The sequence below is a fragment of the Aquiflexum sp. genome (genome assembly GCF_041749095.1).
Classification (GTDB): domain Bacteria; phylum Bacteroidota; class Bacteroidia; order Cytophagales; family Cyclobacteriaceae; genus Aquiflexum.
Window position 1 is genome coordinate 14,932 of sequence record NZ_JBGTCA010000390.1, and the last position, 21,216, is coordinate 36,147.

A 21,216-nucleotide genomic window follows, 5' to 3' on the forward strand; every position below is an offset into this window, starting at 1 on the left:
AGATGCTTTATCCCAAAAATTTAGAAGAGAAAATTAATTTCACCAAAATCCGGGAGCTTCTCAAAGATGCATGTTCGGGTCCTTTGGGTATAGATTTCGTCAATAAAATGAATTTTTCCAAGGATCCCAATCTTATTGGGAAGCTTTTGGACCAAACCGATGAATTCAAAAAGATCATTGAATCAGGGGAGCTTTTTCCTTCTTCCAACTTCACCAATATTTATCCCTATCTCGAAAAGGTAAAAATAGAAGGCACTTTTCTTTATGAAGAGGAATTCCATGAAATCAGACTATCGCTTTTTACACTGAGCAGGTGCATTGAGTTTTTTGGTGACCATGAAGAAGAATACCCCAATTTATTCCAGCTTCTGGGAATGGTCAACCTGGACAACTCCATTTTGAAGGAAATAGAGAGGATCATTGATGAAAAAGGAAAAATCCGTAACAATGCATCTCAGGAACTTTCCTTGATTCGTTCCCGGATTCTTTACGAGGAAAACAGGTTGAGAAAAGTATTGGATAAGATATTCAGGGAAGCAAAGGCAAAAGGTCTGACTCCTGAGGATGCCTCGGTGACAATCCGAGGAGGAAGAATGGTGATACCTGTTCTTGCCGAAAACAAACGAAAAATAAAAGGCTTTATCCACGATGAATCGGCCACAGGTCAGACGGTCTTTTTGGAACCGGCGGAGGTTCTCGATATCAATAATGATCTCAAAGATCTTGAGTATATGGAACGTCGGGAAATTCAGAAAATCCTTACCAAACTTACCGACAAATTTAGGCCGGCCATTCCGGAACTCAGAAGGGCATATCATTTTTTGGGCATGGTGGATTTTATCCGTGCAAAGGCAAAGTTTGCCATCAAGACCAAATCCATCAGGCCAACATTGGTGAAAACAAAGCAAATGGAATGGCACAGTGCGAGACATCCGCTTTTGGATGCTGCGTTGGGACAGGCAGGTAAAAAGATCGTGCCCCTCGATATTCAGTTGGACCATAACAGAAGGCTCTTGGTGATTTCAGGACCTAACGCGGGTGGAAAGTCGGTTACCCTTAAAACCGTTGCCATGATCCAATACATGTTGCAGTGTGGGCTATTGGTTCCTCTGGAAAGTCACTCAGTCTGCACCTTGTTTGATAATTTTTTCATAGATATCGGGGATGAGCAAAATATCGAAAATGACCTGAGTACCTACAGTTCCCATTTGATGAGTATGAAGTACTTTACCCAATTTGCCGACAAAAAGACCATTCTTTTTATAGATGAATTTGGCACAGGTACCGAGCCCCAGTTTGGAGGTGCCATCGCAGAGGGGATTTTATTGGCCCTGAACAATCTTGGGTCTTATGGGGTAATCACCACGCATTATGGCAACTTGAAGCAGGTATCAGCCAAAAATCAGGGTTTGGTCAACGGTGCCATGCGCTATGATGTGGATAAATTGGAACCCTTGTACCAACTTGACATTGGAAAGCCGGGGAGTTCCTTTGCCCTGGAAATTGCCTCCAAAATCGGAATTTCCAAAGACATCATCAGCTACGCCAAAGATCAGATAGGAGAAGAGCGTGTGAGGTATGACAAGATGCTCAACAAACTCGAAAACCAGGTCAGAAAGTATGAGCAATCTATTCAGGAAAACCAAAAGAAAGAAAGGCTTTTGGATCAAAGAATGAAAGAATATTCGCAGCTCAAAGAGACCATTGATCTGAACAAAAAGAAATACATTCAGGAGGCCAAAGCAGAAGCCCAAGCGCTTTTGGCAGGGGTCAACAAGAAAATTGAAACGACCATCCGTACCATAAAAGAAAGTAAGGCAGACAAAGAAGTAGCCAAACAGGTAAGGACGGAAATCGAAGAATTAAAAAGCGAAATCAGACCTGAAAAGAAAATCGTCCACGACCCTGTCATCAAAGTGATTGGAGGCGATATTCAGATAGGAGATTTTGTAAGGGTAAAAGATAATGGGGCAGTAGGTGAGGTTTTGGCTGTCCGGAAAAAAGAAGTTGAAGTCAGTATAGGTGAACTCAAATCAACTGTAAAACTTAATAGGTTGGAAAGAATCTCCAATACCGAAATGAAAAAGGAGAAGAAATCCTTTTCCAAAAGGACTGGTTTTGATACCAATGCCAAAATGATGGATTTTTCCCCAAACTTGGATATCAGAGGCAAAAGAGGGGAGGAGATCCTCCCCGTTGTTCAGAGTTTTGTGGATGATGGATACATGCTTGGACTCAAAGACCTAAGGATAGTACATGGCAAAGGCGATGGGATACTCAGGGATATCACCAGGAATCTGTTGAGGGGGATGTCCCAGGTAAATAAAGTTGAAGATGAGCATGCCGACAGGGGTGGGGCAGGAGTTACTTTGGTCACTTTAAAAAGCTGACCTGAGCAATTATTTCTTTTTAAGGTTGAATGTATAATTTCCGGCAACTGCCCCACTTGGTATTTCTGCCCCGGGAACTGTGATGGAGAAAACGAGCCTCAGGTCATTACCGGTTCTGGTAAAGGATATTTCTCTTTCGGATGCAGGCTTGGTACCGGATAAAGAAATTTTGTCCAGGTTGGTTCCTACAAAAGACCAATTCCCGGTGGCATCAAAAAGATCATTACTGTTGATAGTACTGTAATTTTTATTATTCCCACTTGCAGCGAAAGTGATTTCAAAAGTCTGATAAATATTTGTCTCAGAACGGCTATCCCTGATTACCGAACCACCACCGGCAACTACCCAAACCTGTGATGAACCACCTGTCAGGTCTTCAATGGCAAGCTCTTCGGGTGTTTTGGTAGGCGTGGGGTCATCTTTTTTGCTTTTGCAGGAATAAAGGCTGACAGCTAAAAAACCTGATATGATCAAGGTTAAAATAATTTTTTGCATAAACGTATAATTATAATTTCTGTAAAATTAATGATAACACCCAATAATCAAAGTTTTTGTTTGGGCTTGAAGTCTTCAATTTTTATTTCATTCGGGCAAAACCCATATTCTTTGGGATCATTGGAACATACGAAAAGTGTTTTATCCTTCGAAAATTCTTTTACCAAATGCAAATACCAAGCTATACCCTTTTCATCCAGGTTGGAAGTTGGTTCATCCAAAAGAATTAAATTTATTTTTGAAAAAAAGCATAAACCAAGCTTTAACCGCTGCTTCATACCGGAAGAAAATTGAAAAACAGGTTTTTCACGGTGTTCCTTTAGGTACATGATATCCATCATTTCTTCAAGAGAGAGTGAAGCAATCGGTGTTTTGAACTTAAAATGAAAGGAAAGCAATTCACATAAAGAAAACTCTTCGGGCAATTCCATATATGGTGCACTCATGACCAAATACCTAAAAATATCCGAATCAGAAATTTCCTTTTCTTCAAGTGAATAAGTAATCTGTCCAGAGGTCAGGGGTTGTAAGCCGGAGATGCACTTTATCAGAGTTGATTTTCCCGAACCGTTACTTCCTGTGATGGCCCAATGCGAATAAGGTGCGATGTCAAGAGTCAAATCTCTAAAAATCCAATCAAATTGGAATCTCTTTGAAACTTGATTCAGCTTAAGTCTCATTTAGCTGATATAACCTTTCATGACACCCCTTTCGGAAGACCTGATGAAATTTATGATTTCATCCCGCTCTTTGGTAGCAGGGAGGTTTATCTCGATTTCTTCCAATGCCCGACTGTTGTTGAGGCTGTTTAAAAAAAGATATCTATAGACTTCCTGAATCGCGCCGATAGCTTCGCTGGAATAACCCCTTCTTCTCAGACCAAGACTGTTGACACCGGCATAACTCAAGGGTTCTCTTGCAGCTTTGGTAAATGGGGGGACATCCTTTCTCACCAATGATCCTCCGGAAATCATGGAATGCATTCCGACTTTCACAAATTGATGTATGGCGCTGCTGCCGCCTACGATGGCCCAATCGTCTATAATAACATGACCTGCAACCTGTACCGAATTTGCTATGATGACATTGTTGCCTACCATGCAATCATGAGCAATATGGACATAAGCCATTAAGAGACAATTGTTGCCCACTTTTGTGGTTCTTTTGTCAATAGTGCCCCTGCTGAGCGTAACACATTCTCTAATGGTAGTATTATCCCCGATTTCTACCGTGGTGTCTTCGCCTTGGAATTTAAGATCTTGTGGGATAGCTGAAATGACAGCTCCGGGAAAAATCTTGCAGTTCTTACCGATCTTTGCACCTGGAAAAATTGTGACGTTGGAGCCAATCCATGTCCCATCACCGATTTCAACATTTTCGTGGACCATGGTAAATGGGTCGATATGGACCGATTTTCCCAAGATAGTGTTTTCGTGTATATGTGCTAATTGACTGATCATGTTTCTTTTCTGACGATGCTAGCGGTCATTATTGCTTCACAAACCAAGGTATTACCCACAAAGGCTTCTCCTTTCATTTTTGCTATACCTCTTCTTATGGGTGCAAGAAGTTCACATTTGAAGACCAAAGTATCCCCGGGAAGCACCATTTTGCGAAATTTGCAACTTTCAATTCCCAGGAAATAAGTCCAGTATTTTTCAGGGTCATCCACGGTACTCAGCACCAATATCCCGCCCGTCTGTGCCATAGCTTCTACCTGTAGGACACCTGGCATAACCGGGTTTCCCGGAAAGTGGCCCATAAAAAAGGGTTCGTTGATGGTTACATTTTTTACACCGGCCACTACAGAATCGTCAAGGTAAATGATTTTGTCCAATAATTGAAATGGATATCGATGCGGAAGAATATTGCTGATCTGATTGATGTCCATGACAGGTGGAAGCTTGGGGTCATAATGGGGAATATGAACCGGACCTGTTTTTTCCATTGCCCTTTTAATTTTTTTGGCAAATGCAACGTTGGCTGCATGACCTGGCCTCGCTGCCAAAATCTGGGCCTTTAATGGTCTTCCTACCAACGCAAGGTCTCCAACCACATCAAGAAGCTTATGTCTTGCAGGTTCATTTTTATACCTTAATTCCACATTGTTAAGGATACCTTCTTTTCTGACCTCAACCTTATTCTTATTGAACATTTTGGCAAGGTTTTCCAGTTCTTTGTCTTCAACCACTCTGTCCACTACAACGATGGCGTTGTTGAGATCTCCACCTTTAATAAGGTTTTTGTTGTAGAGCATTTCCAATTCATGAAGAAAGCAAAAAGTTCTACAGGAAGCAATTTCAGTTTTAAATTGGCTGATACTGGTAATGGAGGCATGCTGACTTCCCAAAACCGGAGAATTGTAGTCCACCATCACCGTGACCCTGTAATCATCAAGAGGCAGGGCTGCCATTTCAACTTCTCTGGAAGGGTCTCTATAGGTGATGCTTTCGGGGACTTCAAAAAACCTTCTAAGGGCATTTTGCTCTTCAAGTCCAGCTTCTTCTAAAATATGGATAAATTGGATAGATGATCCATCCAAGATGGGAGGTTCAGGGCCATCTAACTGAATAAGGACATTGTCTATTTCCAGTCCAACCAAAGCAGCAAGTACATGTTCTACCGTAGATATCCTAGCCCCGTTTTGTTCCAATGTTGTGCCCCGAGATACATCCACTACGTGGTCCACATCAGCATCCACGGTTGGATGTCCTTCCATATCGATCCGCTGAAATTTGTATCCATGGTTTGGAGGGGCAGGTAAAAATGTCATATTTGAAATGACCCCAGTATGCAAGCCTACACCGGAAATTGTTACTTGTTTTTGAATAGTATGTTGTTTGACTCTCATTAGTTCAAATAATGCCCTTTAGAATTTAAGAGCGTAAATTTAGGCTTTTTTTTCCAGTTCTTTGATTCGGCTTTGCAGTTCGGGGAGTTTTTTGAAAAGTGAATAGGATTTAAGGAAGTCCTTTATATCCATTCCCAAAAATCCGAATATGGTTTGTCCGCTAATGTTTATGTTTTTTGGAATTCCGGTTTTTGCACCAATCGTGGTTTTGTCTGCAATTTTGATGTGGCCAACTATTCCTACTTGTCCTGCAATTACACAGTTTTTTCCGATTTCGGTAGAACCGGAAATACCTGTCTGGGAAGCAATGATAGTATTCTCACCGATGATGACATTATGAGCGATCTGAACAAGATTGTCAATTTTCGCTCCTCTTTTGATTATGGTAGAACCCATTGTAGCACAATCTATAGTTGTGTTGGCTCCAATGCTTACATGATCTTCAATGACTACATTCCCAAGCTGTGGAATAGCCTTGTAGGTACCATCTTCCTGAGGCGCAAACCCAAAACCGTCTGAACCAATTACGGCACCAGACTTTATCTCGCAATGATTGCCTATTTGGGTATTTTGATGAATTTTGGCTCCTGTATGGATAATACAATTATTCCCAATTTTGACATTATCGCCAAGATATGCGTGGGGATGTATTTGTGCATTGTTACCGATTAAGCAATTTTTGCCAACATAAGAAAAAGCACCTCTATAATGGTTATCACCTATGCTACTGCTTTTATCAAAGTATGAAGGTTCTTCTATTCCGTATTTTTTAGCTTTTGAAAGCTGCGCATAGGATTCCAAAAGTTGGGTAAAACCTGAATATGCATTTTTTACCCTTATCAAATTGGATTTGACAGGTTTTTGGGAAACGAAATCTTCAGATACAATTACCGCAGTAGCGGCAGTTTCATATATAAAGGATTCATATTTTTCATTAGCCAAAAAACTTATCCCCCCTTCCCTTCCTTCCTGGATTTTGTCTATTCTATTTACCTTAAGAGAACCATCGCCTTCAATTTTGCCATTCAGCATTTCGGCTATTTGATAGAGGGTAAATTCCATTTAGAGATATTTAAAGATTACAAAGTTAAATTTTTGGCCTGACAGATATAATGTTTTTTGACTATTTTACTCATTGCTTTGATATTCGGTAGGTCAGCTGCTTGGGCTACATCAATAACCTGTCCTTTTTTTGTCAAAATGAGAATCTGTTCTTTATTAAGATAAGCATGATTGCTTATAGTTCCATGGTTAAAGAAATATTGATGATCACTATCTGGGATTTGAAGTTTTTTTAGGCTTTTCTTTTTTTCAATTTTCAGTTCATCCTCGATGAATGCCTCATTTCTCAAATTGATCTTAAATAGATTCCTGGTCAGAAACATGTTGGAAATATTTCTGATGACATAGTCTTTATCATTTTTCCACATTTTGATTGCCCCCCAGATATCGAAGTCATCCAAAGTCATAAACCTCTCTAACAAGGTTCGGTCCTTTTGCAAATCATCAAGAGTAAACCTGTTCCCCAAAAATAGTAACAGCTCGTCAGTTCCAAACAAAGGATGACCATTTCCCAACAATTCTGTTGCACGGTTTATTAAATTAATCATCATTTTCTCAGCACTTACGGTGGTTTTATGCAGGTAAACCTGCCAATACATCAACCTCCTTGCGCTGAGAAAATTCTCGATACTGTAAAGCCCTTTTTCTTCTACTACCAATTGGTCATCTTTAATGTCCATCATTTTGATGATTCTGTCCGCACCGATCGTGCCCTCAGATACACCTGTAAAAAAACAATCCCTCTGAAGGTAATCCAATCGGTCAATATCAAGCTGACTTGAGACAAGTTGATTAAAAAAATTCCGTTCATACACTCCTTTAAAGATTTTTATAGCTAAATTCAATCGACCTTGTAAATGTTCATTGAGTGTTTCAAGGACCAAGAGTGATAATTCCTCATGAGGTGTATTTTTCAACAAACTGAATTCCAGGGCATGTGAGAAAGGACCATGTCCGATATCATGTAGCAAAATAGCAACCATTGCCGCCTCATATTCATCATTGCTGATTTCTATTCCCTTTTGTCGGAGATTGTCTAATGTAATGCGCATCAGATGCATAGCGCCAATGGCATGGTGAAATCGTGTATGAAGTGCTCCCGGATATACAAAATCAGTCAAACCCAACTGTTTGATACGCCGTAACCTTTGAAAGTAAGGATGGTCAATTATGTTAAAAATCAGCTCACCGGGAATGGTGATAAACCCATAAACAGGGTCATTCAATATTTTATGACTTTTCAATGTCCATGACATTTGATAGATTCCAAAAGTAATTATAATTTTAAAAGAAATAAACCAAATTTTATGCAAAGGTTCAAAATCCTATGGGCAGATGATGAGATAGATCTTCTGAAACCACATATATTGTTTCTCGAACAGAGAGGTTATGAGATTACTACCGTCAACAGCGGGGTGGATGCTATCGAGTCCGTTGAGAAAAATAATTTTGATGTGATTTTTTTAGATGAGATGATGCCTGGAATGACCGGGCTCGAATCCCTACAGCAGATCAAGATGATCAAACCGCAGGTTCCTGTGGTGATGATCACCAAAAGTGAAGAAGAGCACATCATGGATGATGCGATAGGCGGCAAAATTGCTGATTATCTGATCAAACCCATCAATCCCAATCAGATTCTGCTATCTGTCAAAAAAATACTTCAAAACAAACAGCTGATTACAGAAAAGACAAACCTTTCCTATAGACAGGATTTTATGAACATCAGTATGGCCTGTAATGATGCTTCTACCTATCAGGAATGGACAGAGATCTACAAGAGGTTGACCTATTGGGAAATGGAAATAGACAAGACCGAAAACAAAAGCATGCAGGATGTCCTTGAAACCCAGAAAACTGAAGCAAACGCAAGTTTTGCCAAATTCATCAAAAACAATTACCTGGATTGGATCAGTGACCCAAAATCGGACAAACCCATCCTGTCCCATAAATTGATGAATGAAAAGGTCTTCCCCTTTATAAAGCCCGGCAAACCCTTGTTCTTTTTGGTCATTGACAATCTCAGGCTTGACCAATGGGAGGTTATCAAACCTTTGATTACAGATTTCTTTAATATAGTGGAAGAAAGTACTTACTATAGTATATTGCCTACTACCACGGCCTTTTCCAGAAATGCGCTTTTCAGTGGACTGATGCCTTCGGATATGGCAAGATTCCATCCCGAACTATGGGAAGGAGAAGATACCGATGAGGGAAAAAACAACAATGAGGAACACTTCCTTTCTGAAAACCTTCACCGGAACAGGTTGAACATTAAATTCAGTTATCATAAAATCCTTCAGGCATATCAGGGCAAAGCCGTATTGGAACATTTCCACCAAATGCTCAACAATGACCTGAATGTTTTGGTGTATAATTTTGTGGATATGATGTCCCATGCCAGGACCGATATGAAAATGATCAGAGAGTTGGCCCCGAATGAATCGGCCTATAGGTCTATCACTAAAAGTTGGTTTGAGCATTCATCACTTTTTGAACTGTTCAAAAAAATACAGGCAGCCAAGGCAGATGTCATTGTGACTACAGATCATGGCACCAAAAGAGTAAACCGGCCATATAAAATAATCGGTGATAAAAATGTCACTACCAATTTAAGGTATAAGCAGGGCAGAAATCTTAACTTTGAAAGTGGGAAGGTTTTTGAAATATCCAAGCCTGAGGACGCCAAGCTCCCGAGGCTCAACATATCTTCAAGTTATGTTTTTACTGTCGAAGATTATTTCTTTGCCTATCCCAACAATTACAATTATTATGTAAATTACTACAAAGACACCTTTCAGCATGGCGGGGTTTCTTTGGAAGAAATGATTATCCCCGTAATTCAACTCGAACCGAAGAATATTTAATTAAATTTGAAAAAAAACTATACCTATAGACTTGAAGAAATCCAAGATATCGCCAAAATGATAGTGGATTTTTGTGGGGAGGAAAAAATCTGGGTTTTCAAAGGAGACCTTGGTGCGGGTAAAACTACCCTAATCAAATCCATTGCCAAAGAAATGGCAATAGAAGACAGGGTTTCCAGTCCGACTTTTGCTTTGGTCAATGAATATTGGAATGATAATGGAAGAGTATTTTATCATTTTGATTTTTATAGAGTGGAAGATCCGGCAGAGGTACTGGAAATAGGAATTGAAGAATATTTCTACAGCGGCAATTATTGCTGGATTGAATGGGCAGAAAAAATACCGGGATTTTTACCGCTTGATTTTATATTGATAGCGATTGAAATTCAGGAAAATGGAAATCGCAAAGTAACTTTAAAGCAGATTTTAAATGGGAACTCAAATGGTTGAGATAACGGAAGGGGTAAGTTTATATCCCAAAGAGTCCGCAAAGTTAATAAAAAACTCAAAGAACTCTTTGGTGATTGGTTTGCCTGCAGAATCTGCTGTGCAGGAGAAAAGGGTTGTACTCACACCTGATGCCGTCGGCTTATTGGTGAATAATGGTCAGGAAGTTTTGGTAGAGACCAATGCAGGCAAAGAATCCAAATTTACAGATCAGGAATATTCTGATGCCGGGGGCAAAGTTGTTTATTCTCCCAGAGAAGCATTTGATGCTGAAGTGGTCATGAAGGTCGAACCGCCCACAGAACAGGAGATTGATTATATGCGGTCAGGCTCTTGTTTGATATCAGCCATTCAACTTGGAAAGCAAAATGCTGATTTTATCCATGCTTTAAATAGGAAAAGGATAACGGCAGTCTCCTATGAACATCTGGAAGATAAAGTAGGCGGGATGCCTGTGGTACGGGCTATGAGTGAGATTGCCGGAAGTACAGTGATGCTTATTGCTTCCGAATACCTGAGCAGTGTCAATAATGGAAAAGGATTGATCATGGGCGGGGTGACAGGAGTGCCTCCTACGCAGGTGGTCATTATTGGGGCAGGAACTGTAGCAGAATATGCAGCGCGTACGGCTTTGGGTTTGGGTGCAAATATTAAGGTTTTTGACAACCATATTTACAAACTCCGTAGGATCAAGCATCTTTTAGGCCAACAGATATTTACATCTACCATTGATAATTTTACCTTGAGCAATGCACTGAAAGAAGCAGATGTGGTCATCGGTGCTCTGAGAGCAGAGAAGGGCAAAAATAAGATTGTCGTCAGTGAGGAAATGGTTGCCGCTATGATGGAGGGCAGTGTTCTGATTGATGTTGGAATCGACCAAGGTGGCTGTATAGAGACTTCAGAAATGACAACCCATGAACAGCCGACATTTGTCAGGCATGGGGTGATTCATTATTGCGTTCCAAATATTGCTTCCCGGGTTTCCAGAACAGCCTCTTTTGCGTTAAGCAATATTTTTACACCAATAATTTTACAGATGGCGGATCTTGGAGGCGCAGAGGAAATGGTTTTCAATTACAAATGGTTCATGAAAGGAGTATATACCTACAGAGGTAGCCTGACCAATGCCTATCTGGCAAGGAAATTTTCCATGACCCACAAAGAATTGTTGCTGTTACTTGCTGCCAGATATTAAGAAAGAAGATTTTGTCTTAATACAAATTCAAGCTGACTGTTGATGTCACTAAGGTCAGAAGTTAATTGTCTGTTTTCCAATCTGAGTTGATATACCTCGTATGCATTTTGGATGACATTACGCATGTACTCTTCTTCCCAAGGCTTGGTAAGATAATGGTAGATCTGGCCTTTGTTGATGGCGTCTATCACTGCCTGAATATCAGTGTAACCTGTGAGTAAAATTCTGATCGGATCAGGATTGATCGGTATGATGGATGAAAGGAAGTCAACGCCTGTTTCATCAGGCATCCTTTGGTCAGTAATGATAATATGTACGTCTTCTGTCTTCAAAACTTTCCTTCCCTCATCGGCAGACAAGGCTAAAAAGATCTTAAAATCTCTTCTGAAAGTCGCTTTAAAGGCTTGAAGATTGTTTTCTTCGTCATCTACATACAATATTTTTATTTTTTCTTCGGGTGAATGTATCATGGGGCTTATTCGGATGAATATTGTTCGAAATGCAAATTAATATCGGGCAATTGGATTAATCTGCATACAAAGTATTAAAATTATTTTTTTAAAAAAAAATCATTTAAAAAAATATTAAAATAATAATTCATAGTTAGATTTTTTTTAAATGTATTATGATAAAAAATTGGGAAAGAAATTTATCTTTACTCCTGATAATCACCCTTGTTATCCTCTAATGCACACTGTATTGAAACCTGATTTAATAAATCGATCGGGAATAATTTTATTGGACCCGCAAAAAAAAACTGACGAACAACTTCTGTTGAGGTTGAATGATCTTCCTATGCTGGTCATGGTAGATGAGATAGAAAGTCAGGTTTCGGAACTAATCAAACTGAGAAATCCGAGAAAAATTTATACAAAAGAAGAGCTGTCTAATCAAGTAGAAGAATTTTTTGAGATCAATGGAAAATTTGATTACGGAAATTGGGTTTTTTACCCTTGGAAAAACACCCTAGTTCATGTACTTCCCGAAGAAGAATTTATTCAGGTCAGGACCATCCGTAACCATTATAAAATCACTCCTTCAGAACAGGAAAAACTTTCCCAAAAGAAAATAGGAATAGTTGGCCTTTCCGTTGGACAGAGTATTGCTTTGGCTTTAGCCCTTGAAAGAGGTTGTGGGGAGCTCAGATTAGCTGATTTTGATACACTTGAGCTCAGCAACATGAACAGAATCAGAGCGAGTATTACAGATCTTGGGCTCAAAAAATCCACCATTGCCGCAAGAGAAATATTGGAAATCGATCCATATCTCAAAGTGACGCTGTTTGAAGAAGGTGTCAATGAAGAAAATATAGAGGAATTTTTTACCGAAGGAGGAGAATTGGACTTAGTGGTTGACGAATGTGACAGCCTGGATATCAAAATTTTGCTAAGAGAAGTTGCCAGGAAAAAACGAATTCCGGTCATCATGGATACTTCTGATAGGGGGATGCTTGATATTGAAAGATTTGACCTTGAACCGGAAAGGGAGATTTTTCATGGGTATATGGGAGATGTAAACTACCGGGACCTCAAAAATCTTTCCATGAAGGAAAAGGTTACTTTTGGACTTAAAATCACGGGCCTTGAGACGCTTTCTTCGAGGATGAAAGCCTCCTTGTTGGAAATTAACCAAAGCATTTCTTCTTGGCCTCAATTGGCTTCCGCCGTGTTTTTAGGTGGGGCAATAGGTGCCCATACAGCTAAAAATATCCTTTTGGATCAAATGACTGATTCGGGACGCTTTTATGTTGACCTTGACGAACTGATTCAAGTGGGGCCGGAAAACCTGTCTCCAAATTCAACAGTTGATTCAAAGGAACTTGATGTTTCGATCAAGAAAGAATACGGTATATCAAATGATCTGAATTCAGATTACAAACTTTCGGATGATGAACTTTTCAAAATTGTAGAAATTGCAAACAGTGCCCCTTCCGGAGGGAATATGCAGCCTTGGGAATGGGTTTTTTCGGACAAAGGTGTGCTGCACCTTTTTCATGATCAGAAAAGAAGTAAATCCTTGCTGGATTTTAAGGGAACGGGTTCCTTGATTTCTTTTGGGGCAGCTTTGGAAAATATCAGGTTGACATGTCTAAAAATGGGCATCGAAACCTCTATTAAACCCCATATCACGGAATTTGGAGAGGAGAAAATTGCAAGTATTCAATTTGACCGAAAAGCAGGATCTGCTTTACCTGATAAATATGCCTATTTAACGCCATTTATCGATAGCAGACTTACCAATCGACTCAATGAAGAGAGAAAGCCCATTCAGGATTCAACTTTCGATGAATTGACCGGGATGGCTTCCGAGGCAGGTTTTAAACTCAGGATTTTTGATCTGGAAGAGCAGATCAAAAGGTTTGCAAAAATAAACGGCCTGATGGATTGGGTAAGGATGATCAATGTGGAGGGGTACAATGATTTTGTCAAAGAAATCAGATGGACCAATTCAGAAGCTGAAATAACCAAAGACGGAATTGACCTGGGAACTTTTGACCTTGGCGTTGCCGATATGGCAGCCTTGAAAATGATCAACAATGCCAAGGCAATGAAATTTATCAGAGACCATAAGCTAGGTCAGGGTTTTACCAGGATTTCTGACAATACCTTTAAATCAGCTTCAGCCATTTGCCTATTGACAGCCAATGAGTTTTCTCCGCGCTCTTTTTTGAATGCAGGAAAAGCCATACAAAGAATGTGGGTACACGCCAATATGAAGCAAATAGGTTTTCAGCCAGTGACAGCTTCTCTTTTTATGTACCATCAGCTTTATAAAGGAGATGAAAATAGATTTACCCCATTTGAGTCAGAATTAATTACAAAAAGTTACAAAGAATTTGCAGATCTTGTCTGCAAAGAAAATAACGAAGAAGAAATTTTTCTTTTCCGGTTGAACATCACCAAAGGAAAGGTGGTGAAATCATACCGGAGAGATGTATTAACCACCCTAAAAATTAATTAAAAATATGTTTAGTTTCAAAGCCTTTAGGGCAATTGATGATCCTACATCTTGCCTGAGATTTATCGAAGGTCATGCCAATGTTTTAAGAGAATATGGTGTGACAAAAGTCAGTTCTTCAAACAATTTTTGGATGTACAATCCTTATGTCTATGTAGTAAGCGTAGAGGATATCCGGACCGGGATTATGGTCAGTGGGGTGAGAATTCATATTGCGAACAGGGGGTATCCTTTGCCCATAGAAGAGGCAATTGCCAAGATTGACCGAAAGATTTTTGATGTAGTGGATATTTACCGTGAAAACGGAACAGGTGAAGTAGCAGGCATGTGGAATTCAAAGTCTATAGCAGGTTATGGCATTGGTTCATTGTTTCTTTCAAGGACAGCTATAGCCATTGCTTCTCAACTGAAATTAGAGTCACTTTTGGCCCTCTGTTCAGAGGTCACGATCCAACCAACTCTGGACAAAGGCTTTCAGGTAGAAGAAAGTCTGGGAAAAAAAGGAAAGTTCAGATATCCGAACGTTGACTTCATTTCTACCTGTGCAGTATTGAGGGATGTAGAAAACATACCTCTGGCTTTACCTACGGAAAAAAGATATATATTTGATTTAAGGAAAAATTTTGATAGTATCAGGACCGAAAATTCACCCAAGGGAAATATCGAAATCAGATATGACCTCTTGATAGAAAATCCTGATTGGCGCTTAAATCTATGTATGTAATATTGTTAAGTTTCATTTTAAGCATCCTTAGCTTTGTAAATGTAATTCAGGAAAACCCGCCAAGCATAGATTTGGCCTACGAATTTCTCATTGAACAGCGTAATGAGAGTTTCACTGTTGATGAAATAATTCTTTCGGAGGATTTTAATAGAGTTGAATCAGCATCAAAAAACTTCGGGATCAACGACCGGATTGTATGGTTGAAATATAAAATCATCAATGATTCCAATGAGAATAAAAAGTATTTTTCAATAAATAATACATCTTTAGACAACCTTAAGATTTATTTGGTGACTGACGGTGAGGTTGTTGAGCGTCAGATCGGGGGAAGAGAGGTCAGGATTGATGACAGATTAATCCCGTCCAAAAATATTGTCTTCGAGTTAAATTTGGAAAAGGGTCAGCCCTATACGATCTACATGAGGATTGAAAGTGTCAACAAAAAGGTAATCCTTGCTTCCATATCTGACCTACAATCTATCAATAAACAAATTCAAAAAGAAAATCTGTTTTTTGGGATTTTTTCCGGGGTTCTTTTCGGATTGATGTTTTACAATTTGTTCTTATACTTTTCTATCAGGGACAAAGTATACTTGATTTATGTGATACATACATTTCTGGTGTGGCTTACCCAATCTGCCATTTTGGGCTATACTCAAGAGTTGATTTGGCCCAATGATATCTGGATCAACTTGAGAAGTGGGGTGATGTTTTCCTCTTTGGTCAGTATCGCCGGTATTTGGTTTCTCAGGGTTTTTCTACACACAAAAGTGTTTCTACCAAAACTGGACAAAGGCTTTTATTTTATTTATGCCGTTTACATTTTTATTTTTATCAATGCACTCTTTATTTCGTTGACCTTAAGTTACCAAGTTCTTTTGGTGACCCAGACCATTGTAGTGCTGTATGTTCTGTTAGTTGCGGTTTATGTCTGGCTCAAAGGCTATAGTCCTGCCAGATTTTATTTATTGGCATGGTCTATATTTATGTTGGGGATTTTGTGGTTTGTGTTGAGTGAAATGGGAATTTTACCATACACGGTTTTTTCAGCTTTCATCATGCCGCTGGGATCTGCTTTAGAGGTGGTTTTACTTTCTTTTGCACTTGCAGATAAAATCAATATTCTGATCAAAGATAAAGATAAGGAGCAGTTGGATAAACTTCAGATTATGAAGGAAAATGAAAGACTCATTATCAAGCAAAATGAAAATCTGGAGGAAAAAGTCAAAAAGAGAACTGAGGAACTGGAACTCACCTTACACAATCTTCAAAACACGCAGACCCAATTGGTCAATCAAGAGAAAATGGCTTCTTTGGGACAATTGACCGCAGGCATTGCGCATGAAATCAATAACCCCATCAATTTTGTCAGCTCCAATATAGCGCCATTAAAAAGGGATATTAAAGACCTGTTGGAAGTGGTGGAGGTTTACAGAGAAAAGGGAATTGTAGAGTTTTCTGAAGCTTCTAAATCAGCCATTCAGGACAAAGAACATGAGATAGAATTCGATTATCTCCTCAAGGAGATTGACCAATTGTTGCGGGGCATGGAGGATGGCGCCAAAAGAACCGTGGAGATTGTCAAGGGCCTGCGCCTTTTTTCGAGAGTGGATGAACAGGATGTGAAAAAAGTGGATATTCATGACGGTTTAAACAGCACATTGATTTTACTCAGTAGTTCGATGAACGGCAAAATCAAAGTAAACCGGCAATACGGATCCTTACCTATGGTAGAATGTTTGCCGGGAAAAATCAATCAGGTGTTTATGAATATTATTACCAACGGTATCCATGCGCTTTTGGATAATCTCGACAAAAACCCTGATCCTGAACTCATTTTAAGGACGAGTAAAAATGAGACCAGTATAATTGTAGAAATTGAAGATAACGGGCCCGGTATGCCCGACAAGGTAAGACAACGGATTTTTGAACCTTTTTTCACTACAAAAGCGGTAGGCAAAGGAACAGGTTTGGGGCTTTCAATTGTATATACCATCATCGAAAATCATAAGGGTACTTTGGAAGTAAGGTCAAGAGAGGGCAAGGGTACCAATTTCATTATAACACTTCCTATTTATCAATTGACCCCGCAAAATGACTGATAAGATCATAGTTTTATATTTAGATGATGAGGATAATAACCTTAACTCCTTTAGGGCAAGTCTTAGAAGAGAGTTTAAGGTTGTTACAGCCTTGACTGCTGAGGAAGGTTTGTTGATAGCAGCTAAGGAGGAAATCCATGTAGTGATTGCAGACCAAAGAATGCCAGGGCTGTCTGGGGTAGAATTTTTTGAGAAATTAATGAAAATCAATCCTGACCCTATCAGGATTTTATTGACGGGATATTCGGACATAGCAAGTGTGATAGACGCCATCAATAAAGGGGAGGTTTATAGGTTCATTGACAAGCCTTGGAATATTGATCAGGTGAAAATTGCCATTAAGAATGCTGCGGAGATCTATTTTACCAGAAAAGAATTGAAAGACAAAAACGAAAGGTTACAAAAAATTCATTCTGAAATGAACCAGTTTGTGTATTCTTTGTCGCATGAGCTCCGGGGGCCATTAATGAGTATTTCAAGTGTATCAAATCTTGCAAAAATGGTATCCAAAGACCCATCTGTAAGAGAATATTTTGACATGATAGATTCGGCTACCGATAAACTAGACGATTATATATTTAAAATAATGGATTTTTATCGTGCCACCAAAATTGAGAATAAAATTGCTGAAATCAATTTTAATGAAATTGTTTCTGAGCAACTGGCCTCTTTCAAGAATAAGTGGGATTTGAATGGGATTGATATAATTGTCAATGTTAACCAATCAGGTCCATTTTTTACAGATGATTCCAAATTAAAAGTAATTCTGAATCACCTGTTCAGCAATGCATATAATTACCAAATAGAAAACAATCCCAATAAAGCCATTTGGATTTCAGTAGAAAGCAATGGCAATTCAGCGAATCTAGTATTTGAAGATAATGGAATAGGGATTGAGCGCGCTTTTTTAGGGGAGGTTTTTAACCTGTTTCAAAGAGCTACCCAAAAAAGTGCAGGGTCAGGCCTTGGATTGTACATGGTAAAAGAATCCGTAACTCAGTTAGGAGGAAAGATAGATATTAATTCAGTTGTGAATCAAGGAACCAAAGTGACGATACATTTACCGACACTTGCAGTACCGCAAAATGAAAAACAAATGGTTGAATAACAGTTTTTTTCAATAAAACAATCCGTAATGGCAAAAGTAAATCTGAAAGCCCCAAGTTTAATTTGCCAAACTCTAAATTTCAGGTTTGTTCCGTCTTCCGTCTTCGGTCTTCTAGCCCCGTTTATAGAAAATGTCAGCAACCAGTAAAAAGGGTGATATTCATATTTTACAATTCACCATCCTTTGTTTGAAAAGCATTTTGCAGTTAAATTGCGATGAATTAATCTGTTTTCATTTAAAAGTTTTTAGTTATGATTCATCCATGGCATGATGTGAATATTGGTAAGGAAGCTCCTGAGTATGTGATGGGGGTTATTGAAATCCCCAAAGGAAGTAAAGGAAAATACGAATTGGATAAAACAACCGGCATGTTGCTATTGGACAGGGTATTGTTTTCAGCCGTACATTATCCCGCCAATTATGGTTTTATTCCACAGACATTTTGTGATGACAATGATCCACTTGATATTTTGATCATTTCCCAGATTGATATTCCTTCCATGACTTTGGTAAGAGCCAAAGTGATAGGAGTCATGCGAATGGTGGATGGGGGAGAAGCTGATGACAAGATCATTGCTGTGGCATCGGAAGACCAATCTGTCAATTATATCAATGACATAGATGAATTGCCTCCTCATTTGATGAAAGAAGTGCACAGGTTTTTTGAAGACTATAAAAAACTGGAGAATAAGGAAGTTAAAGTTGAGGACTTTTTAGGAAAGGAAGAAGCTTTTAGGATCATTCAGGAAAGTATTGATTTGTACGACAGGGACATCAGAACGCAGAGATAAATAATAGCCCGGTAATTTTTCCGGGCTTTTTTCTGACCAAACCGATATGAAAAATCTTTCGTTTTTGATAATTATTTTTTGCCACCAACTTTTGGCCCAGGAATCCCAATCTCCCAAAATCCAGTTTTCCGGATATATTGAGGCTTATTACAATTATGACTTCAACCAACCTGAAAATCACCTAAGGCCTGATTTTCTGTATAATTTCACGAGGCATAATGAATTCAGCATCAACTTGGCAGTGCTGAAGGCAAGTTATGAGGATAATCATATTCGTGCGAACCTGGCCATCATGGGAGGTACCTATGCCCAGTTCAACCTGGCCGCTGAACCTACATGGGCCCAAATGCTCAATGAGGTTTCGGTAGGGGTGAAATTGAATGAAAAGTTATGGCTTGATGTGGGTATCATGCCATCTCACATTGGGTTTGAGAGTTGGTATGGGATGGATTGTTGGCATCTTAGTCGAAGTCTGCTGGCAGAAAACTCACCTTATTTTCTGACAGGCGCAAGATTTTCCTACGCATATAGCGACAAAACTGATTTTCAACTTTGGTTGGCAAATGGCTGGCAGAATATTCAAAGAGATTCCAGAAACCAGTCTATGGCAATTGGGTTCGGAGTGAACCATAGACCATTTGAAGGTTTGGAAATCAACTATGCAAATTTCTTCGGCGATGAAAATCCACAGCCCGTCAGGATGAACAGGTTTTTCAATAATTTTTATGCCCAATACGAGAAAAATTACTGGGGAATAACCGTAGGGGCGGATTATGGAATTGAGGCATTTTTTGCCGGAACCCATCAGTGGTTTGGACTTACGGCTTCCTTGCGCCGTCGATTTGCAGAGAAGTTTTTTGTAGCAGGAAGAGCAGAGTATTATTCTGATCCTGTGGGTATTATCCTCAATGAAGGATTAAAAGTATCCGGATTGTCAGTTAACTTGGATTACCAGATCAGCAAATCTGCCTTGGTCAGAATTGAAGCCAGACAATTCATGAGCCGGGAAGCTATTTTTCAATTACCCGAAGCCAAATTCAGTAAAGGGAACACAGCAGTGACCGGTTCATTGGCTGTCAGGTTTTAAGGTTTCTTTTTTAATGGAGCCTTCTTCTTTGACAATGATTTTTGAATGTATTTGACAAAATCATCATAATTGATATGCTCGTGATTACTGATGGAAAACGAGCTTTTGTCATCAAAAACTATGGTCAGTTGTTTGAATTCTCTTTTGTTTGCAATGATCTGCTCTTCATCCCAAACCAGAACCTGGTTCAAAAGATATTTTTTGGTTTGATTTCTAAGGGGAAGTTGGGTGATGATAATTCCTTTTCCGGCAGAAATGAATTTGTAGGCTGCCATCATTTTGACCAAAAGCAATAAGATCACCAAAGTCAATAATACAGTCGAAAAAAGATAAATCAGCAAACCGAAGGTCCTTTGCGTTGCAAAATGATTTAGTGTATAAATCAAGCCACCCACTAAAGTCACCACTATTAGTCCAAGGGCAAAGTAGGTGCTTGATTTTGGTTTGCAATGAATCATTGTGATCTTAATTCTGCAAGGGATTTTTTGGAGAAGCTGACCACGTCTTCAAAAAAATCACCAAAATGAACCTTTAGATATTCATGATGTTGGTCAAGGAACAAATGGGCTGTTTCCATTTTGGAATCGAATTTGGTCCTTTTGGACATGCCGGTCAATGCCCTTCTGATGCCTTCCAAATCTCCGTATCCTGTCAGCCAATTGTAATATTTCATATAGCCAAATGTCATCAGGAATTTCTCAGGCAAGATCTCCTTATGTTCCTCAATGATGGCGTAGACATTTTCGGCAAATTCCTCAATGGGTTTGGGGAAATAATTTTTCCAATACCTTCCCAAAAAATAATCAAAGTACATATCGGTAATGACAGTAGAATATCTTCCGTATTCAGGTCTTAATATGGATTGGGCTTCCCTTACAACAGGATGGTTATCGGTGTACTTGTCGATTTCCCAATGGAGCTTGATACCTACAACGATATCCTTTTCATAAGTATTTTCTATGTCTCCTCTTACAAAGTCACCGATAAAATTTCCAATCAAAACTTTTGGGTCTCCAAAAGATAAATATGCGTGTGCGAGATAATTCACTTACGAGATAATTTTAGAGTCTGGGTTATGTATGTAATTTGCCCCAAATTTAAGAATAGATGTCAAAAATTCAGGAAGAATTAAGTTT

At 39.2% G+C, this 21,216-nt stretch carries 19 protein-coding genes; 10 read left to right on the forward strand and 9 right to left on the reverse strand.

Going from position 1 to position 21,216, the window contains the following annotated elements:
• Nucleotides 1-2: 2 nt before the first annotated feature.
• On the forward strand, nucleotides 3-2,390 hold the full coding sequence (locus tag ACEW8O_RS17650) for an endonuclease MutS2 (protein ID WP_373495948.1): 2,388 nt from the start codon (nucleotides 3-5) through the stop codon (nucleotides 2,388-2,390).
• A gap of 9 nt (nucleotides 2,391-2,399) precedes the next feature.
• Here the strand turns inward: ACEW8O_RS17650 and ACEW8O_RS17655 are convergent, their stop codons facing one another.
• From ACEW8O_RS17655 to ACEW8O_RS17680, 6 genes are read right to left on the reverse strand one after another with little or no spacing between them, the layout of a single operon-like run.
• Nucleotides 2,400-2,885, reverse strand: coding sequence for a hypothetical protein (locus ACEW8O_RS17655; protein WP_373495949.1), 486 nt, complete (start codon nucleotides 2,883-2,885; stop codon nucleotides 2,400-2,402).
• Nucleotides 2,886-2,932: 47 nt separating this feature from the next.
• Nucleotides 2,933-3,565, reverse strand: coding sequence for an ATP-binding cassette domain-containing protein (locus ACEW8O_RS17660; RefSeq protein WP_373495950.1), 633 nt, complete (start codon nucleotides 3,563-3,565; stop codon nucleotides 2,933-2,935).
• On the reverse strand, nucleotides 3,566-4,345 hold the full coding sequence (gene lpxA / locus ACEW8O_RS17665) for an acyl-ACP--UDP-N-acetylglucosamine O-acyltransferase (protein ID WP_373495951.1): 780 nt from the start codon (nucleotides 4,343-4,345) through the stop codon (nucleotides 3,566-3,568).
• The gene (locus tag ACEW8O_RS17670; protein WP_373495952.1) at nucleotides 4,342-5,736 is read right to left on the reverse strand and encodes a bifunctional UDP-3-O-[3-hydroxymyristoyl] N-acetylglucosamine deacetylase/3-hydroxyacyl-ACP dehydratase; all 1,395 of its coding nucleotides are present in this window, start codon (nucleotides 5,734-5,736) and stop codon (nucleotides 4,342-4,344) included. The genes lpxA and ACEW8O_RS17670 overlap by 4 nt, the downstream gene beginning before the upstream one ends.
• A 39-nt stretch (nucleotides 5,737-5,775) precedes the next feature.
• Entirely contained in the window at nucleotides 5,776-6,798 is a 1,023-nt protein-coding gene (lpxD, locus tag ACEW8O_RS17675) for a UDP-3-O-(3-hydroxymyristoyl)glucosamine N-acyltransferase (RefSeq protein ID WP_373495953.1), read from the reverse strand.
• 17 nt (nucleotides 6,799-6,815) lie between these two features.
• Entirely contained in the window at nucleotides 6,816-8,054 is a 1,239-nt protein-coding gene (locus tag ACEW8O_RS17680; protein WP_373495954.1) for an HD domain-containing protein, read from the reverse strand.
• Between the two features lie 51 nt (nucleotides 8,055-8,105).
• Between ACEW8O_RS17680 and ACEW8O_RS17685 the strand changes: the two genes are divergently transcribed.
• Genes ACEW8O_RS17685 through ACEW8O_RS17695 form a run of 3 tightly spaced genes read left to right on the forward strand, consistent with a single transcriptional unit; the run spans nucleotide 8,106 to nucleotide 11,310 of the window.
• Nucleotides 8,106-9,665, forward strand: a complete 1,560-nt coding sequence (locus tag ACEW8O_RS17685) for a PglZ domain-containing protein (RefSeq protein WP_373495955.1) — start codon at nucleotides 8,106-8,108, stop codon at nucleotides 9,663-9,665.
• A gap of 6 nt (nucleotides 9,666-9,671) precedes the next feature.
• Nucleotides 9,672-10,115 carry a tRNA (adenosine(37)-N6)-threonylcarbamoyltransferase complex ATPase subunit type 1 TsaE gene (tsaE, locus tag ACEW8O_RS17690; RefSeq protein WP_373495956.1) on the forward strand — a complete coding sequence of 148 codons (444 nt, stop codon included), beginning with the start codon at nucleotides 9,672-9,674 and terminating at the stop codon, nucleotides 10,113-10,115.
• Entirely contained in the window at nucleotides 10,108-11,310 is a 1,203-nt protein-coding gene (locus ACEW8O_RS17695) for an alanine dehydrogenase (protein ID WP_373495957.1), read from the forward strand. Before tsaE ends, ACEW8O_RS17695 begins: the two co-directional genes overlap by 8 nt.
• Here the strand turns inward: ACEW8O_RS17695 and ACEW8O_RS17700 are convergent.
• Complete coding sequence (locus ACEW8O_RS17700) at nucleotides 11,307-11,780, reverse strand: response regulator (protein ID WP_373495958.1); 474 nt, start codon at nucleotides 11,778-11,780, stop codon at nucleotides 11,307-11,309. The genes ACEW8O_RS17695 and ACEW8O_RS17700 overlap by 4 nt on opposite strands.
• Nucleotides 11,781-12,048: 268 nt before the next feature.
• On the opposite strand from ACEW8O_RS17700, the gene ACEW8O_RS17705 reads away from it, so the two are divergent.
• From ACEW8O_RS17705 to ACEW8O_RS17730, 6 genes are all read left to right on the forward strand, one after another.
• The gene (locus ACEW8O_RS17705; RefSeq protein WP_373495959.1) at nucleotides 12,049-14,271 is read left to right on the forward strand and encodes an Rv1355c family protein; all 2,223 of its coding nucleotides are present in this window, start codon (nucleotides 12,049-12,051) and stop codon (nucleotides 14,269-14,271) included.
• A 4-nt stretch (nucleotides 14,272-14,275) separates the two neighbouring features.
• Nucleotides 14,276-14,992, forward strand: coding sequence for a hypothetical protein (locus tag ACEW8O_RS17710; RefSeq protein WP_373495960.1), 717 nt, complete (start codon nucleotides 14,276-14,278; stop codon nucleotides 14,990-14,992).
• Entirely contained in the window at nucleotides 14,983-17,094 is a 2,112-nt protein-coding gene (locus ACEW8O_RS17715; protein ID WP_373495961.1) for a 7TM diverse intracellular signaling domain-containing protein, read from the forward strand. Before ACEW8O_RS17710 ends, ACEW8O_RS17715 begins: the two co-directional genes overlap by 10 nt.
• The gene (locus ACEW8O_RS17720; RefSeq protein ID WP_373495962.1) at nucleotides 17,087-18,202 is read left to right on the forward strand and encodes a hybrid sensor histidine kinase/response regulator; all 1,116 of its coding nucleotides are present in this window, start codon (nucleotides 17,087-17,089) and stop codon (nucleotides 18,200-18,202) included. Before ACEW8O_RS17715 ends, ACEW8O_RS17720 begins: the two co-directional genes overlap by 8 nt.
• Nucleotides 18,203-18,453: 251 nt before the next feature.
• Complete coding sequence (locus tag ACEW8O_RS17725) at nucleotides 18,454-18,993, forward strand: inorganic diphosphatase (protein WP_373495963.1); 540 nt, start codon at nucleotides 18,454-18,456, stop codon at nucleotides 18,991-18,993.
• A 46-nt stretch (nucleotides 18,994-19,039) separates the two neighbouring features.
• The gene (locus ACEW8O_RS17730) at nucleotides 19,040-20,080 is read left to right on the forward strand and encodes a porin (RefSeq protein ID WP_373495964.1); all 1,041 of its coding nucleotides are present in this window, start codon (nucleotides 19,040-19,042) and stop codon (nucleotides 20,078-20,080) included.
• Here the strand turns inward: ACEW8O_RS17730 and ACEW8O_RS17735 are convergent.
• On the reverse strand, nucleotides 20,077-20,538 hold the full coding sequence (locus ACEW8O_RS17735; protein ID WP_373495965.1) for a hypothetical protein: 462 nt from the start codon (nucleotides 20,536-20,538) through the stop codon (nucleotides 20,077-20,079). The two genes, ACEW8O_RS17730 and ACEW8O_RS17735, sit on opposite strands and share 4 nt — an antisense overlap.
• On the reverse strand, nucleotides 20,535-21,128 hold the full coding sequence (locus ACEW8O_RS17740; protein ID WP_373495966.1) for an ACP phosphodiesterase: 594 nt from the start codon (nucleotides 21,126-21,128) through the stop codon (nucleotides 20,535-20,537). The genes ACEW8O_RS17735 and ACEW8O_RS17740 overlap by 4 nt, the downstream gene beginning before the upstream one ends.
• Nucleotides 21,129-21,216 lie beyond the last annotated feature (88 nt).

Coding starts and splice junctions, on each gene's coding strand:
- ACEW8O_RS17650 (WP_373495948.1), top strand. CDS start 3: ATGCTTTATCCCAAAAATTTAGAAGAGAAAATTAATTTCACCAAAATC.
- ACEW8O_RS17655 (WP_373495949.1), bottom strand. CDS start 2,885: ATGCAAAAAATTATTTTAACCTTGATCATATCAGGTTTTTTAGCTGTC.
- ACEW8O_RS17660 (WP_373495950.1), bottom strand. CDS start 3,565: ATGAGACTTAAGCTGAATCAAGTTTCAAAGAGATTCCAATTTGATTGG.
- lpxA (WP_373495951.1), bottom strand. CDS start 4,345: ATGATCAGTCAATTAGCACATATACACGAAAACACTATCTTGGGAAAA.
- ACEW8O_RS17670 (WP_373495952.1), bottom strand. CDS start 5,736: ATGAGAGTCAAACAACATACTATTCAAAAACAAGTAACAATTTCCGGT.
- lpxD (WP_373495953.1), bottom strand. CDS start 6,798: ATGGAATTTACCCTCTATCAAATAGCCGAAATGCTGAATGGCAAAATT.
- ACEW8O_RS17680 (WP_373495954.1), bottom strand. CDS start 8,054: ATGTCATGGACATTGAAAAGTCATAAAATATTGAATGACCCTGTTTAT.
- ACEW8O_RS17685 (WP_373495955.1), top strand. CDS start 8,106: ATGCAAAGGTTCAAAATCCTATGGGCAGATGATGAGATAGATCTTCTG.
- ACEW8O_RS17695 (WP_373495957.1), top strand. CDS start 10,108: ATGGTTGAGATAACGGAAGGGGTAAGTTTATATCCCAAAGAGTCCGCA.
- ACEW8O_RS17700 (WP_373495958.1), bottom strand. CDS start 11,780: ATGATACATTCACCCGAAGAAAAAATAAAAATATTGTATGTAGATGAC.
- ACEW8O_RS17710 (WP_373495960.1), top strand. CDS start 14,276: ATGTTTAGTTTCAAAGCCTTTAGGGCAATTGATGATCCTACATCTTGC.
- ACEW8O_RS17715 (WP_373495961.1), top strand. CDS start 14,983: ATGTATGTAATATTGTTAAGTTTCATTTTAAGCATCCTTAGCTTTGTA.
- ACEW8O_RS17720 (WP_373495962.1), top strand. CDS start 17,087: ATGACTGATAAGATCATAGTTTTATATTTAGATGATGAGGATAATAAC.
- ACEW8O_RS17725 (WP_373495963.1), top strand. CDS start 18,454: ATGATTCATCCATGGCATGATGTGAATATTGGTAAGGAAGCTCCTGAG.
- ACEW8O_RS17730 (WP_373495964.1), top strand. CDS start 19,040: ATGAAAAATCTTTCGTTTTTGATAATTATTTTTTGCCACCAACTTTTG.
- ACEW8O_RS17735 (WP_373495965.1), bottom strand. CDS start 20,538: ATGATTCATTGCAAACCAAAATCAAGCACCTACTTTGCCCTTGGACTA.